This is a genomic window from Streptomyces sp. NPDC059740 (genome assembly GCF_042733155.1).
GTDB lineage: Bacteria > Actinomycetota > Actinomycetes > Streptomycetales > Streptomycetaceae > Streptomyces.
Genome location: NZ_JBHWGP010000015.1, coordinates 76,330 through 89,486, shown reverse-complemented (window position 1 = coordinate 89,486; position 13,157 = coordinate 76,330). Strand labels below are relative to the sequence as shown.

15 protein-coding genes are annotated in these 13,157 nt (G+C 72.5%); 5 read left to right on the top strand and 10 right to left on the bottom strand.

The features are described 5' to 3' along the window. Positions 1–126 precede the first annotated feature (126 nt). Together ACFV3R_RS19445 and ACFV3R_RS19440 are read left to right on the top strand one after the other, a co-directional pair. The gene (locus ACFV3R_RS19445) at positions 127–969 is read left to right on the top strand and encodes a helix-turn-helix domain-containing protein (RefSeq protein WP_385584094.1); all 843 of its coding nucleotides are present in this window, start codon (positions 127–129) and stop codon (positions 967–969) included. After that, a complete protein-coding gene (locus tag ACFV3R_RS19440; RefSeq protein ID WP_385584091.1) occupies positions 951–1,160 on the top strand; it encodes a DUF397 domain-containing protein in 210 nt (69 codons plus the stop codon). The genes ACFV3R_RS19445 and ACFV3R_RS19440 overlap by 19 nt, the downstream gene beginning before the upstream one ends. 79 nt (positions 1,161–1,239) lie before the next feature. On the opposite strand, the gene ACFV3R_RS19435 is transcribed toward ACFV3R_RS19440, so the two are convergent. Further along, positions 1,240–1,881, bottom strand: coding sequence for a TetR/AcrR family transcriptional regulator (locus ACFV3R_RS19435; protein ID WP_385584088.1), 642 nt, complete (start codon positions 1,879–1,881; stop codon positions 1,240–1,242). Between the two features lie 217 nt (positions 1,882–2,098). Between ACFV3R_RS19435 and ACFV3R_RS19430 the strand changes: the two genes are divergently transcribed. Further along, positions 2,099–2,863 (top strand): SDR family NAD(P)-dependent oxidoreductase, encoded by a 765-nt coding sequence (locus ACFV3R_RS19430; RefSeq protein ID WP_385584085.1) that lies wholly within the window; start codon positions 2,099–2,101, stop codon positions 2,861–2,863. Positions 2,864–2,975: 112 nt separating this feature from the next. On the opposite strand, the gene ACFV3R_RS19425 is transcribed toward ACFV3R_RS19430, so the two are convergent. The 4 genes from ACFV3R_RS19425 to ACFV3R_RS19410 all read right to left on the bottom strand — a co-directional run bounded on the left by ACFV3R_RS19425 (position 2,976) and on the right by ACFV3R_RS19410 (position 6,603). Continuing rightward, entirely contained in the window at positions 2,976–4,202 is a 1,227-nt protein-coding gene (locus tag ACFV3R_RS19425) for a cytochrome P450 (protein WP_385584082.1), read from the bottom strand. Positions 4,203–4,490: 288 nt separating this feature from the next. Further along, positions 4,491–4,691, bottom strand: coding sequence for a ferredoxin (locus tag ACFV3R_RS19420; protein ID WP_385584079.1), 201 nt, complete (start codon positions 4,689–4,691; stop codon positions 4,491–4,493). Positions 4,692–4,738: 47 nt separating this feature from the next. Further along, on the bottom strand, positions 4,739–5,386 hold the full coding sequence (locus tag ACFV3R_RS19415) for a TetR/AcrR family transcriptional regulator (RefSeq protein WP_385584076.1): 648 nt from the start codon (positions 5,384–5,386) through the stop codon (positions 4,739–4,741). A gap of 2 nt (positions 5,387–5,388) precedes the next feature. Next, complete coding sequence (locus ACFV3R_RS19410; protein ID WP_385584073.1) at positions 5,389–6,603, bottom strand: cytochrome P450; 1,215 nt, start codon at positions 6,601–6,603, stop codon at positions 5,389–5,391. 357 nt (positions 6,604–6,960) lie between these two features. Here ACFV3R_RS19410 and ACFV3R_RS19405 point away from each other — a divergent pair, with 357 nt between their 5' ends. Then, positions 6,961–7,341 (top strand): peptidase inhibitor family I36 protein, encoded by a 381-nt coding sequence (locus ACFV3R_RS19405; protein WP_385584070.1) that lies wholly within the window; start codon positions 6,961–6,963, stop codon positions 7,339–7,341. Between the two features lie 197 nt (positions 7,342–7,538). On the opposite strand, the gene ACFV3R_RS19400 is transcribed toward ACFV3R_RS19405, so the two are convergent. Together ACFV3R_RS19400 and ACFV3R_RS19395 are read right to left on the bottom strand one after the other, a co-directional pair. Further along, positions 7,539–7,982 (bottom strand): DoxX family protein, encoded by a 444-nt coding sequence (locus ACFV3R_RS19400; protein WP_385584067.1) that lies wholly within the window; start codon positions 7,980–7,982, stop codon positions 7,539–7,541. Positions 7,983–8,128: 146 nt separating this feature from the next. Further along, the gene (locus ACFV3R_RS19395; RefSeq protein WP_385584064.1) at positions 8,129–9,022 is read right to left on the bottom strand and encodes a cellulose-binding protein; all 894 of its coding nucleotides are present in this window, start codon (positions 9,020–9,022) and stop codon (positions 8,129–8,131) included. Between the two features lie 719 nt (positions 9,023–9,741). On the opposite strand from ACFV3R_RS19395, the gene ACFV3R_RS19390 reads away from it, so the two are divergent. Then, entirely contained in the window at positions 9,742–10,407 is a 666-nt protein-coding gene (locus tag ACFV3R_RS19390; RefSeq protein ID WP_385584060.1) for a lytic polysaccharide monooxygenase, read from the top strand. Between the two features lie 152 nt (positions 10,408–10,559). Here ACFV3R_RS19390 and ACFV3R_RS19385 read toward each other — a convergent pair whose 3' ends face one another. The 3 genes from ACFV3R_RS19385 to ACFV3R_RS19375 all read right to left on the bottom strand — a co-directional run bounded on the left by ACFV3R_RS19385 (position 10,560) and on the right by ACFV3R_RS19375 (position 12,511). Beyond that, on the bottom strand, positions 10,560–11,252 hold the full coding sequence (locus ACFV3R_RS19385) for a histidine phosphatase family protein (protein WP_385584057.1): 693 nt from the start codon (positions 11,250–11,252) through the stop codon (positions 10,560–10,562). Between the two features lie 312 nt (positions 11,253–11,564). Then, positions 11,565–11,921, bottom strand: coding sequence for a hypothetical protein (locus ACFV3R_RS19380; RefSeq protein ID WP_385584054.1), 357 nt, complete (start codon positions 11,919–11,921; stop codon positions 11,565–11,567). After that, complete coding sequence (locus ACFV3R_RS19375; protein ID WP_385584052.1) at positions 11,918–12,511, bottom strand: DUF6232 family protein; 594 nt, start codon at positions 12,509–12,511, stop codon at positions 11,918–11,920. Before ACFV3R_RS19375 ends, ACFV3R_RS19380 begins: the two co-directional genes overlap by 4 nt. Positions 12,512–13,157: the final 646 nt, after the last annotated feature.

Genomic DNA, 13,157 nt, shown 5'->3' with positions numbered 1-13,157 from the left:
GATGCGCCCGGCGGGGGAGCGGCATGCCGTGGGTCGGGCGGTGCTTCCCCGTCGACAGCAGGTCGTTCCACTCGTTCCACATCTCCTTGCGTGTGACCCGCGCGAGAGTGCACGGAGGGCAGCGGTATGCCGCAGCGTCGCATCGTCACGGGCCGTAGTCAGGAGCCGCGGCAGCGGTTCGCCGAGGAGCTGCGGACGCTGCGGTCGTCCAGCGGGGCGAGCCTGCGGCAGCTCGGTGAACGCCTGGGCTGGGACTGGTCGTTGTTCGGCAAGATGGAGAAGGGCGAGACGCTCGGCAGCCCGGAGGTCGTCCAGGCCCTGGACACCCACTACGGCACCCCGGGCCTGCTGCTCGCGTTGTGGGAGCTGGCGGCCGGGGACCACACGCAGTTCCGCGAGCGGTACCGGCGCTACATGGAGCTGGAGGCGAAGGCCGTCAGCCTGTGGCACTTCGCGGTGAGCGTCCTGCCCGGCCTCTTGCAGACGCCGGCCTACGCCCGGGAGGTGCTGTCGGCGGGCGGCCTGAAGGGCAAGGAACTGGAGCAGCAGGTCGAAGCCCGCATGAGCCGGCGTGACCTGCTGGAGGGGGACGACGCACCGCCGTTCCGCACGATCCTGTCGGAAGCGGTGCTCCGGACACCGCTGCGGAACGTGGGGGAGTGGCGGGGGCAGTTGGAGCATCTGGTGGAGGTGGGGGAGAGGTCGGGGGTGGCCTTGCAGGGGCTGCCGCTCGGTGCGGGACTCCACGGGTTGACGAACGCCACAGTGATGTTTCTGCGGTTGGCTGACGGGTCGACGAAGGCTTACATCGAGAACGGTTACCGGGGCGATCTCATCGAGGAGAACGTACTGGTCGAGCGTATGCAGCGTGCGTACGATGCGATGCGCGACCTGGCTCTGACGCCGAACGAGTCGCAGAAGTTCGTCCAGGCCATGTTGGAGGAAACGCTGTGCGAACCATCGACCTGAGCGTCACGACCTGGCGTAAGAGCAGCCACAGTAACCAGGACGGAGGGGAATGCCTCGAAGTCTCCGACGACTACACCGCCGCCGTCCCGGTGCGTGACAGCAAGTCCCCGCACGGCCCGGTGCTGGTGTTCCCGGCCGAGCGCTGGGCGTCCTTCGTCGCGGAGGTCAGGAGCGGGCGCCTGACGGCCTGAAGACGTGTGGCGAGGGCCCGTGGCGGACGTCCGTCACGGGCCCCGGTCGTGAGCGCGGCCCCTCACCGTGCGTCTGCCCTCACAATCCCAGGTCCCGCATCGCCCCCGCCACCGCCTGCCGGAAGGCCGCGGCGCCGGCTGCCCCGTCCTCGTCCGCCGAACCGGCCCATTCCTCCGCTGCGACGCGCAGCGCGGCGTTGAGCATGACGGCCTTGATCCTCGGGAGCAGGTCGCCCGGGTCGGCGCCGATGCGGGCGGCGACGACCTCGGTGAGAACGGGCTCCGCGTCGTGGTGGACCCGGAACCAGACGGCACGCAGCCCTGGCTCGTCGGGGAGGAGCCGAAGCAGTCGCCGCAGCGCCACGGCGTCCTCCTGGCGGCCGACCGTCGAGGTGAGGTCCGCCTGGACGGCCTCGCTCAGTGGGCGGTCGGTGGGCCACTCGCGCAGCCGCCGGGCGGTCGCCTCCAGACCGGCGGCCAGAAGCGGACGGACGCACTCCTCCTTGGAGGGGAAGTAGCGCCACAGCGTGCGGGGCGAGACGCCGGCAGCACGGGCGACGGCCTCACCGGGGGTCGCGGTGACACCCTGTTCGGCGAAGAGGCGCACCGCCACGTGTGCGATCTCCAGCCGGGTGGCCGCCTTGCGCCGCTCGGTCAACGGTGGTCGCCCCGGGGACCGGGTGCCACCGGGCGCCGCCTCCCGCACTCCTGGCTGGTCCACGCTCTTCCCCGTCCGCTGCTCAGGGTTGTTGTCGATGGAGTCACCCTAACGACCGGGGCCCTGCGTGCCCGGGGGAGAGGTGGTGGTCAGCCCGAATATCGGCGCTGAGTGCCATATTGGCAGTGAGTGCCATGAAGTCTAGGGTGGCAGAGGCTGGGCGGACGCGCGGGCCGGTCGGCCCGGGGCCCCCGCCGGGGAAGACGAGCGAGGAGCGCACATGAGTGGCACCGGTCTGGCTGGACGTGGCGTCGTCGTCACGGGAGCGGCGTCGGGGATAGGGAAGGCCGCGGCCACGGCTCTCGCCCGGGAAGGAGCGAAGGTCCTGGTGGCCGACCTGCGTCAGGAAGGCGCCGAGGCCGTCGTCGAGGCCGTCCGGGCCGAGGGCGGCACCGCCTGCGCCGTGGTCGGCGACCTCAGCGACCAGAAGGTGGTGGACGAGGTCGTCACGACGGCCGTGGACACCTTCGGCAGCCTGGACGTCCTGGTGAACAACGCCGGGATCATGGACCGCCTCTCAGCCGTGGCTGACACCGAGGACGCCGAGTGGGAGCGGGTGCTGCGCATCAACCTCACGGCGCCCTTCCTCCTCACCCGCGCCGCGCTTCCGCACATGCTCGCCGCCGGCCGCGGCTCGATCGTCTTCACCGCCTCCGAGGCCGGGCTGCGCGGCAGTGCGGCGGGTGCCGCCTACACCGCCTCCAAGCACGGAGTGGTCGGCCTGGTGAAGAACCTCGCCGTCATGTACCGCGACAAGGGCGTCCGCACCAACGCCATCGCACCCGGCGGAACCGTCACGGGCATCCAGGTCGATGCCGTGCCCGGGGCCCACGGACCGGCCGCCGTCGGCGCCTACGCAGCCAACATCGGTCGCGTGTCGACCGCGGAGGAGCAGGCCGCGGCCATCCTCTTCCTCGCCTCCGACGCGGCGAGCAACGTCAACGGCGTGGTGCTGCCCGTCGACAACGGGTGGGCTGCGGTCTGACACTGGACTCGGGGGCCCGCCGGTGAGGCAGGCCCCCGCGTGCCCGTGACCGGCCAGGGCCCCTCACCGGTGGCGCCGGGGACCGGCTACTTCCCCTGACCGACCACGACTGTCACCAGGTGACCGGCAGCTCGTAGACGCCGTAGACGGCACCGTCGTGCTTGAACGGCACGCTGTCCAGGTCGGTGGCGAGCGCCAGGGTGGGGATGCGCCGGTAGAGGGTGCCGTAGACCACCTGCAGCTCCAGACGGGCGAGTTGCTGACCGAGGCACTGGTGCACCCCGAAGCCGAACGCAAGGTGCCGGCGGGCCTGGCGTGACAGGTCCAGGTGGTCCCCGTCCTCGAAGACGCGCGGATCGCGGTTGCCGATGTCGTTGGCCATGATCAGGCCCTCGCCCGCCCGGACGACGACGTCACCGACCTCGATGTCCTCCAGCGCGACCCGGCGCCGGCCGTTGTGGGTGATGTTGAGGTAGCGCAGCAACTCCTCGACCGCGGAGGCCACCAGCGCCTCGTCGCCGGAGCGCAGGGCGTCGAGCTGCTCGGGGTGCTCCAGCAGCGCCAGCGTGCCGAGCGCGATCATGTTGGCCGTCGTCTCGTGCCCGGCGATGAGCAGCAGGACGCCCATCTGGGCCGCCTCGCCTCGGGTGAGTTCGCCTTCCCGCACCCGCTCGGCCAGCCCGGAGAGCAGGTCGTCCCCCGGCTTCTCCATCTTGTCGCCGACGAGCCGGGAGAGGTACTCCGTCAACGCCTGGTGGGCGGCGGTCCGCTCCTCGGGAGGGGTGCCCCGCTTGATGATGGCCTTGCTGTTGTCCTGGAAGAAGTCATGGTCCGCGTAGGGCACCCCGAGCAGTTCACAGATCACCAGCGAGGGCACCGGCAGGGCGAACGCCTCGACCAGGTCCACCGGTTTGGGGCCGGCCAGCAGCTCATCGATTTTGTCGTCGACGAGCTGCTGGATCGCCGACCGCATCCGGGCCACGCGGCGGGTGGTGAACCAGGACGTGATCATGCGCCGCAGCCTGGAGTGCTCCGGGTCGTCCATCAGGATGAAGCTGATCTTCGAGCCGCCGGGGGGTATCGGTGAGCCGCTCGGGTAACCCGGGTTGGACGGGTCCGAGCTGACGCGCGGATCACCCATCAGGGCCCGCTGGTCCGCGTGACGGGTCACCAGCCAGGGCGTGCTGCCGTCGGCCAGGCGGACCCGGACGAGCCGGGCCTCCTCCTGCCGGGACATGAGCGCCGGAGGCGGGTCGAAGGGGCAACCGCTCGCCCGGGCCATCGGGAAGGACGGGGCCTCGACGGTGTCGTCCGCCGCCTGTGCCGTGGTGCTGGTCATGCGTGCTCCTCGCAAACTCGATCCGCGTCGGTGCGGAGGGGGAGGGGAAGACAGGGGACGGCCGCGTCGTGCCGGTGCCCGTTCCGGGGCCGCAGGGCGGGGCCGCGGGGGCCGGGTGCAGGAGGGCAGCCCGGGGGGCCGGATCGGAAGGCGGGCCGGCAGCCGGAGGGACCGGGGCCGGGTTTCGGGAGGCGGGCCGGGACGGAGCCGGTGTGCGTCACTTCCGTCCCGGCTTCACACCGGGCCAGGCGGGTCAGGGGGGCCAGAACACCCTGTACAGCAGGTCGTTCAGGCGCTCTCGTGGACGGTGATCGCAGCAGCGGGGCAGACGGTGGCGGCCTCACGCACCGCGGCGTACTGGTCCGCGCCGGGCTCCGCCGCCAGCAGCACGACGATGCCGTCCTCGTCCCGCTGGTCGAAGACCTCCGGCGCCACCAGGACGCACTGGCCCGCGCCGCAGCACTTGTCCTCCTCGACCGTCACCTTCATCGTCACCACTCCTCGTCATCGGTCGGAAATCGGTACGTCTGCGGCTCTCACCGCGTGGTGGTCGGTGCCGTCCACAGCCCCACCAGGGCGTCGACCAGGCCCGACCCCGCTTCTTGCCAGGTCGCCCTCGGGGTGGGCGAGTCGTCGGCCAGGGCCCGCTCCCGTTCCGCGCAGACGTGCACGATCAACAGGCCGGCCATCCGGTCGCGTTCTTCCTTCACCTCGGCCGGCACATGGGGCAGGCACCGGTCGAGTTCGGTGATGATGCGCTGGAGGCAGGGTGTGCTCAGCGCTTCCTCCGACATGACCTCGCGCAGCACCGGGTCGGCCATGACCTGCGCACCGAAGCGGGCGTACCAGGTCGGGCCGCCCAGCTCGGCCAGGTGGTCGGTGACCGGGCGGACCAGACACGACACCCAGGTCCGCACGTCGGTAGCCCCTTCGGCAGCCGCCACCATCCGGCACCGCAGCACCTCGGTCTGGACCGCGTGACGACGGATGAGGGCGCGCACCAGGTCGGTCTTGGTGCCGAAGTGGTATCCCACCGCGGCGGTGTTCCCCTGCCCTGCCGCCTCACTGATCTGGCGGTTGGAGACGGCGAAGACACCGTGTTCGGCGAAGAGGCGCTCCGCGGTGTCGAGGATCTGCTCACGGGTGAGGTGCGCACGCTCGGCGCGGCTGGGTCTGGCGGCCATGGTCACCACCGTACGGGGACCTCACGCAGCCCGCCGACGGCCAGGCCCTCCACCCGGCGCAGCTCCTCGGCGGGTACCGCAAGCCGCAGGGTGGGCAGGCGGCGCAACAGGACGTCCAGGACGGCCTGCAGCTCGGTCCGGGCGAGCGACTGGCCCAGACAGGAGTGGGCGCCGGCGCCGAAGGCCAGGTGGGGGTTGGGGGAGCGGTCCAGGCGCATCTCGTCGGCGCCCTCGAAGGCCTTCTCGTCCCGGTTGGCCGCAGCCATGGAACACATCACGGTGGTGCCGGCCGGCACCACCGTGCCGCCCACCTCGCTCTCCTCGGCGATGTAACGCGGCATGCCGAGGCCCGGGTTGGCGTCGAAGCGCAGGGCCTCCTCCACCGCCGAACGGACCAGGGACCGGTCGGCGAGGAGTCGTTCCCAGCGCTCCCGGTCGGCGAGGAGCATGCCGGCCATCTTGCCGATCATGTTGGCCGTGGTCTCGTGCCCGGCGATGAGCAGCGCCTGGCCGGTGGCGACGAGCTGCTCCTCGGTGAGCCGGCCGCCCTCGGCGTCGGTCGCGGTGAGCAGTTCACTGAGCAGGTCGTCCTTGGGGTCGGCGCGGACCGCCTCGACGTGCGCCTGCATGTAGGAGACGAACTCGCGCTGGGCGGCCTCGGTCTCCTCCTTCCCGTAACGGGTGAGGTTCAGGAAGGTGTCCGACCAGTACGCGAAGCGGTCCCGGTCGGACTCGGGGACACCGAGCAGCTTGCAGATCACCCACACCGGCAGGGGGAAACCGACCGCCGCATTCAGGTCGGCCGGATGACCGCCGGCGACCATCTCGTCGACGAGCCGGTCGGTCATCGCCTCGATCTCCGGGCGCAGCGCGGTCATCCGCTTGGCGGTGAACCACCTGCTGAGCATGCGGCGCCACCGCACGTGACCCTCACCGCTCTGCGGCAGCGGGGTGGGCCGGTTGAAGACGCCGCCCTCCTCGTCGGTGCCGATGCGGGCGGCGTCCGGGGCGTGCAGCATCCGCGTGAAGCGCGGGTCGGACAGGACGTCCCGGACGTCCTCGTAGCGGGTCAGCAGCGAGGCGCCGTCTCCGCTGGGCAGCCGGATGTGGGCGACGGGGCACCGCTCGCGCAGCTCCGGCCAGACCGCCGGCGGCTCCAGGGCGGTGGGGTTGGGGAGGGGGTAGTCCAGTACCTCTTCATCGCCGTGGCGGCTCATGCGCTCTCCAATGACCGGGCTCCGCGTGCATGCCCAGTACATCGATCAGCCCACTCGTAAGTCAAGCGATTGATTTAAGTTGCGTCGAAGAGGGTGGCCGAACGGCGTGGCGGTGACGGTTCCGGGGTGCGGCGAACGGCCGGTGACCCCGGGGAACGCGCCGGCTCCTGCGCCCCGGCGCGTCGGGCCGGATGAGGGGGGACTTCTGATGACCTTTCGCCTTCAAGGGCGGTTTATCCGCTTCAGGTCTGGTTTCTGTCGCGGACCTGTGGCTTCTTCGTCAAGGAGACAATTCACCGGCCTCCCGGTCCGGATGGCGCGACCGCCGCGGACCGGAGAGCAGAAGGAGACCATGACATGCGCATCCGCTCGTTCGTCCTTACCTGTGCCGCTCTGACCGCGGTCTTCGGCGCCGTGCCCGCCGCAGCGGCCCCGGCCGCCCCGGCGGCGCCCACCCGCGCGGCCTACAACTGCTCCCCCGGGCACTTCTGCCTCTACAGCGACTGGAACGGCCGGGGAGTGCGCTGCCAGTGGCCGCAGCGCAGCAAGGCCAACACCGCCGACGACTGCTCCTTCATCCAGCGGGGCAGGCCGGTCCGGTCCCTGTGGAACGCCACCGGCCACCGGGTGGAGTACTACACGCAGACCAACTACCACCACCGCGTCGGTTCGACCCCCGCAGACCGGGGCGGCAACCTGCAGGGCAACTACCAGATCCGTTCCTTCAAGCGGCAGTAGGCCGGTGGCGCGGTGGCGGTGGTGGCCCCCGAGGTGACGGCCGGGCCACCTGATGCCTCCCGGCGGCGGTCGGGTCCACCTCGCGCTCTCCCCGCCGGCAGGGGAGCGGAGGGGAGGGAGTGAGCGCCCGCCGGAAGCGAACACCGCGCCCACCGCGTGGCGTTGCGGGCCACCCACCAGGGGTGGCCCGCAACGCGTCAGGAGGCGGCCACGCCCGACGGCTCCGGGGCGGGCGGAGAGACCCGGCGGGTGGCCAGGGCCGCGTCGACGGAGTAGGCGCCGGGGCCGAGCACGAGCAGCAGCAGGCAGGCCCAGCAGAACAGGACCGCCGGTTCCCCGCCGTTCTGGAGGGGGAGCAGGGCCTGCGGTTGGTGGACCGTGAAGTACGCGTACGCCATCGACCCCGAGCAGACCAGGGCCGCCGGCCGGGCCGCCAGTCCCAGCATGAGCAAGGCCCCACCGGTCAACTGGATAGCCGCGGCCCACCAGCCCGGCCACTGGAAGACGGCAGGCGTGGCACCGTGGCCCCCGCCGAAGAGGCCGAAGAGCGTCGCCGCCCCGTGGCACAGCAGGAGCAGCCCCACCACCAGGCGGAACAGGCCGAGTACCGCCTCGGTCGAGCGGGCGAGCAGAGCGGACATCGCGGGTGACCTCCGGGGTGGGCGGAAGGGCGGCGGCGCGGGGGCGGTCGCCGCGGACGGCACGTGCGCGGGAGGGAGCCGAGGGCTGTGTCGTCGTGCGGTCGGCACCCGTGCGCCAGGGGGCCGAGGGGCGTGGCGACGTACGGTCAGCACGACTGGGGCGAGGAGCCGAGGGCCACGTCGTCGTACCAGACGGTGTCCGCTCCGCTGCCGTAGCTCTCCCAGCCCAGGCGCAGACCGGTGGGCCGGGGTGCCGTGCCCGAGCGCAGCCACTGGCCGTCCACGTCCTGCGTCGGGGTGCCGTCCACGTGGAGACCCGGGACCTCGGCATCGTCCAGCCAGGTCGCCATCGACTGCCGGGTGGTGTCCACCTCGAAGCGCAGGCAGGCCCACCGGTCGGTGGGGAGCGGGGTGCTGAGCGCCACCCCGGCGGGGCTCTGCTCGGGCAGCGTCGCGTCGTCGGACTCGCGGTTCCACTGAAGGGCGCCGTTCTGGCCGCCGACGCGCAGTGCCCGGCCCCCCTGGGAGGCGTCCGGCATGGCCACCATCGTCACGTGCGAGGCGGGCAGCGGCGTGGTGTGCCGGACCCACAGCCGCCCGTAGACCACCGGCCCCACCGAGGAGAGGTCGGCGGTGGTGGCCACGAACACGTGGTTGCAGTAGCCGGTGCCACCGTCGACACGGATCGAGCGGGTGCCGCTGTGTGCGACGGCGGTGTCGACGGTGGCGGTGCCGGTGCCCTGGCAGTCGGGCGCGACGGTCTGCCAGGCTCCGCCGGGAGTGGAACCGCTCTGGTCCTCGAAGTCGGTGCAGACGGCGGCGGCCTGGCAACCGGCGTCCGCGGGGGAGGAGGAGGCCACCGCGGTGGTGCCCTGGCCGACCGCGCCGCACGCGAGCAGCAGGGCAGCGCCGGCCAGCGAGGCCGCCCGGACCGGTCCGGCGAGGCGCGCCCGGCGTCCCCCGGGGCCGGGCGCCGCGGCCTCGACGGTGGCGCGGCGGGGCGGGACGGCAGTGGTGGAGTGCGCCGGGAGGCTGGGCACGGCAGGTGCGGAAGGTAACGCGCACTCGCGGGTACTGCCGCTGCCGTGGGTCTCACGGGTGGCGCGGGGGCGTGGTGCGGTCGGACGGGACGGTGCCATGCGGGGTCACCTCCGGAGGAGTGCCGAGCGCGGCGTGCGCCGGCGGACACGGGGATCGCTGTGCGGGGGCGCAGCGAGGTGAGGAGCGGGTGGCGCAGTGGGGCGAGAGCGGATGGCGCGGCGGGGCGTGCCGTGGCGCGGGCCTGATCGGGCCCCTCAGGGGTGCGTCAGCTTTGGGAGCGCTCCCACAATCGAGAGCCTGCCTGGGTCTGTCAAGGGGGTGCGCGAGGATCGCCTCGCGGTGTGACCCGGCCGCCCTCCCCGGGCTGCCGGCGCCCCACCCTCCTTCCGTTCGACTTCGGCCAACTGGGCGGAAAGGCGCACCTGTTGAGGATGGTCGGGCGCCTCCGTGCCGTTGAATGCGGGGCAGTTTCCGAAGGTGCGCTGGTCAGCCCGGGGCGGGGTGCCGGGGTGGGTGGGACGTTCCGGTCCGCGCGTGAGGTGTCCGTGTCCGGATTCCGTGCCGTGAGGGGGCGCCGGACAGCTGAGGGAATGGCGCGTCAACCCTCTTGTCGTCGCCCAGGGGTTTCGTTGTTCGTCATGCTCGGGTAAAACGGCGGCAACGTGGGAGCGCTCCCCACGGCACTCACCTCACCCCGCTCAAGTCGACGGAGGACTGCATGCGTTGTCATGTTCGTAACAAAAGGAAGACGGGTGTGCGCACGGCAGGCTTACTGGTGGCCGCGCTGCTGTCCCTGCTCATCTGGCCGGGCAGCGCGTCGGCCCACGGCTCGGTCGTCGACCCCGCCTCCCGCAACTACGGCTGCTGGGCGCGGTGGGGGGACGACTTCCAGAACCCGGCCATGGCGCAGGAAGACCCCATGTGCTGGCAGGCGTGGCAGGCCAATCCCAATGCCATGTGGAACTGGAACGGCCTCTACCGCAACGGACTCGCCGGGAACTTCGAAGCCGCCATCCCCGACGGCCAGCTGTGCAGCGGCGGTCACGCGGAGAGCGACCGTTACGACGCGCTGGACGCGGTGGGGGCGTGGCAGACCACGTCCGTGGCAGACGACTTCACCGTCACCCTGAACGACCAGGCCGCCCACGGAGCCGACTACTTCAAGGTCTACGTGTCCCGTCAGGGCTTCGACCCGACGAGCCGGCCGCTCGGCTGGGGCGACCTCCAACTGCTCACCACCACCGGCCGCTACGCGCCCGCCAACACCTACGCGATCGACGTCTCCACCTCCGGGCTCACCGGTCGGCACGTGGTCTACACGATCTGGCAGGCCTCGCACATGGACCAGGCGTACTTCCTCTGCAGCGACGTCGACTTCGGCTGACGCAGCGGTTTCGGGCCGCGGCCGGGCGGACGGCCGCGGCCCGAAGTGCTACCGGACACGAGGGACGTCCGGTGTGCCGGGCGGCCGGGCGGGGCGGACAGCGCGGGGTCTCCGCATGCGGGCCCCGGGCGGGGCCGGCATGCGGCGCCGCGTCAGTCCTCCGCTCGCCCGGCGACCGGACTGTCGGCGGGCTCGACCACCGCACCCGTGGGGCCGCTGTCCTCCGGGAAGACGTCCTCGGGGCCGAGGGACCGCCCTTCCCAGCTCAGCACTCGCCAACCCTGCCGGGGATCGCCGGAGAGCACGACGACGCCCGTGTTCTGCAGTTCGTGGGAGGAGGCGAACGCGACGTCGACGTTCTCCGCCCTGGCCGCCGTCCACATCCGGATCGCGGCACCGTGGCTGACCATCGCCACCGTCGCCGCGCCCGTCCCGGCAGCCTCGTCGATCACGGCGTCGTACCTGCTCAGCGCCTCCGCGCCGCTCTCCCCACCCGGCATGGTCCGCTCGGTGTCCCCGGCGGACCACGCGAAGGTGGTGGTGAGGTAGGTCCCGATCGCCTCCTCGTCGCCCCGCATCTCCAGCTCGCCGGCCGTCAGCTCGCGGATGCCGTCGCGGACCCGGACCTCCAGCCCCGTCCGGGCGGCCAGCGGCGCTGCGGTGAGCTGCGTGCGCAGCAGGGTGGAGGCGTAGAGGGCGTCGATGCTCTCCCCGGCCAGCGCCGTCGGGAGGGCCGCCGCCTGCTCCTCCCCGAGCGGGGTCAGGCCCGGCCCCGGGACGGCGGTGTCCAGGAGGTGCTTGACGTTCGAAGGGGTCTGGCCGTGGCGGATGAGCAGCAAACGCATCGAGGATGTCTCCAGGGAAGCCGGTGATCTCCTCCCCACTGTGTCACTCCGGGCAGCGGCCGGCGCAGGTCCGCCCGCGCGGTGGCAGCCGCAACCCCGGCCCGACGGGGCATCGCCGTCGTGGACGTGTCCGGTCTCACGCGGCGGGCCCCGGCCCGAGCCCCGCAGTCACGGCCCACCGGAAACCCTCCGCCGCCGATCGTCACCAGCCGTCACCACCTGCTGCGGTCTGCGGCCGCTCCCCCTCACGCCGCCGCCCGGCTCCCTCCGCGAAGCGGGTGGAGCCGGGCGGGCGCAGCGGACGGTAGGCCCTCAGCGGGCGCCGAGGAGTTCCAGGACCTTGTTGACCGCCTCCAGCGCGGGCCGGCCCACCTCCCCGACCGTCGCAGCGATGCCCGCGACGGCCAGCAGGGCCCGGTGCCGGGCGCGGGGTTGCACCTCGCCCTCGTCGCCGATGTCGGGCAGCGACTCGTCGATGGCCTCGGCACTCACCGGGGAGACCTGGCCGCGCAGCTCCGTCAGCAGTCGGCGCAGCTCCCCGAGGGCCTCCTGGAGCTCCGGCTGCTGCTGCGACCCGGCGGGCGCCGACTGGTTCTTGATCATGCCGATGTTGCCGCGCCCGCCGTTGACGGTGACGCTGTCGCCGAAGTGGTAGTTGTCGCCGCTCATCCCTTGGCCATTCCCGTGTTGCCCGATCCGCCGTACATGTTGACGCTGTCGCCGAAGTAGTAGTTCTGCGGGTTGAAGGTGATCGTCTCCACCTGCACGTGGAACTCCGTGTCGGGGTTCTCGAGTGCGTTGGCCAGGTACTGCGCCAGCTGACGCAGGTGGCCGGGGTTCTGGCTGGTGACCACCGCGGTGGAGGGCCCGGAGGTCTCCACGGCCAGGACGTAGTGGGACGGCGCCATCAGCACGATGATCAGGTCCGCGAGGTAGTAGATCAGTGCCGCCACACCCACGAGCCAGATGAGGGTCAGGAAAGTGTCCCCGCTGTCGCTGGTGAGCGTCGCCAGCCCCACCATCAGCGTGGTGAAGAACAGCGCGGGCAGGGTCAGCCCCACTCGTTTCAGGAAGCGCGTCACCGCCTCCTGGCGCCGGGGGAGCAGCGTGAAGGTGTGGATCCGGGCGATGTTGTGCAGCGGGTAGGCCGCGTCCCCGACCCACAGCAGCCGCTTGCTGATGCGCATCTCCACGGAGCCGTGGAGCTCGGCGGCCGGTGCCGGGACGTCGGGATACCCCTCCGCCCCGGCAGGCGGCACGTCGGAGCGGCCCTCCGGGGCCGGGGCGGCTGAACCGGCCGTGGCGAAGTCTCCGGCCGGTATGGACGGGGAGTGGTCCGGCGGCGGGCCCGGGGCGTGCCCGGGGGGAGGGCCGCCGGCAGGCCCGCCGGCACCCGGGCCGGCCGTGGCCGCGGTGCTCGCAGGCGGTTGCTGCGGTCTGGGCGGGCCCACGGGGCCCGGTGGGTCGTCGGACCCGCTCGGCTCGGTCGTCTGCATACGTCCCCCTGAGTGCGGAGCGCCCCGCAGGCCGCTCCGGTCGACGGTGTCGTGGCAGTGAGGGCGCACGGGACCCCGGCCGCCGCGGGCCCGGTCGGGACGCCGCGCGAGCGGAGGCCCCGCTGACCGGTGCGCAGGCGGCCGGAACCGACGACCTCGGCGGAGGGCGCGCGACAGGACGGAAGCCACACCGTCGCACCACCCGCCCGGCACGGCAGCGTGCCAGGCAGAACTGACGCCCCCTCACCACATGGGCTCCTATTAAGCCCGGCGGCCGGACGTGGCGCAACACGGTTGGCCGGGAAGCGGGGGGGCGCGCGCGGGGGGGCGCCCCCGGCCCCCCCACCGCCCGGCGGAGACCGGCGTGGTATTGTGTTTTAACCCGCGGGGGGGCGGCGGGCGAGGGCCC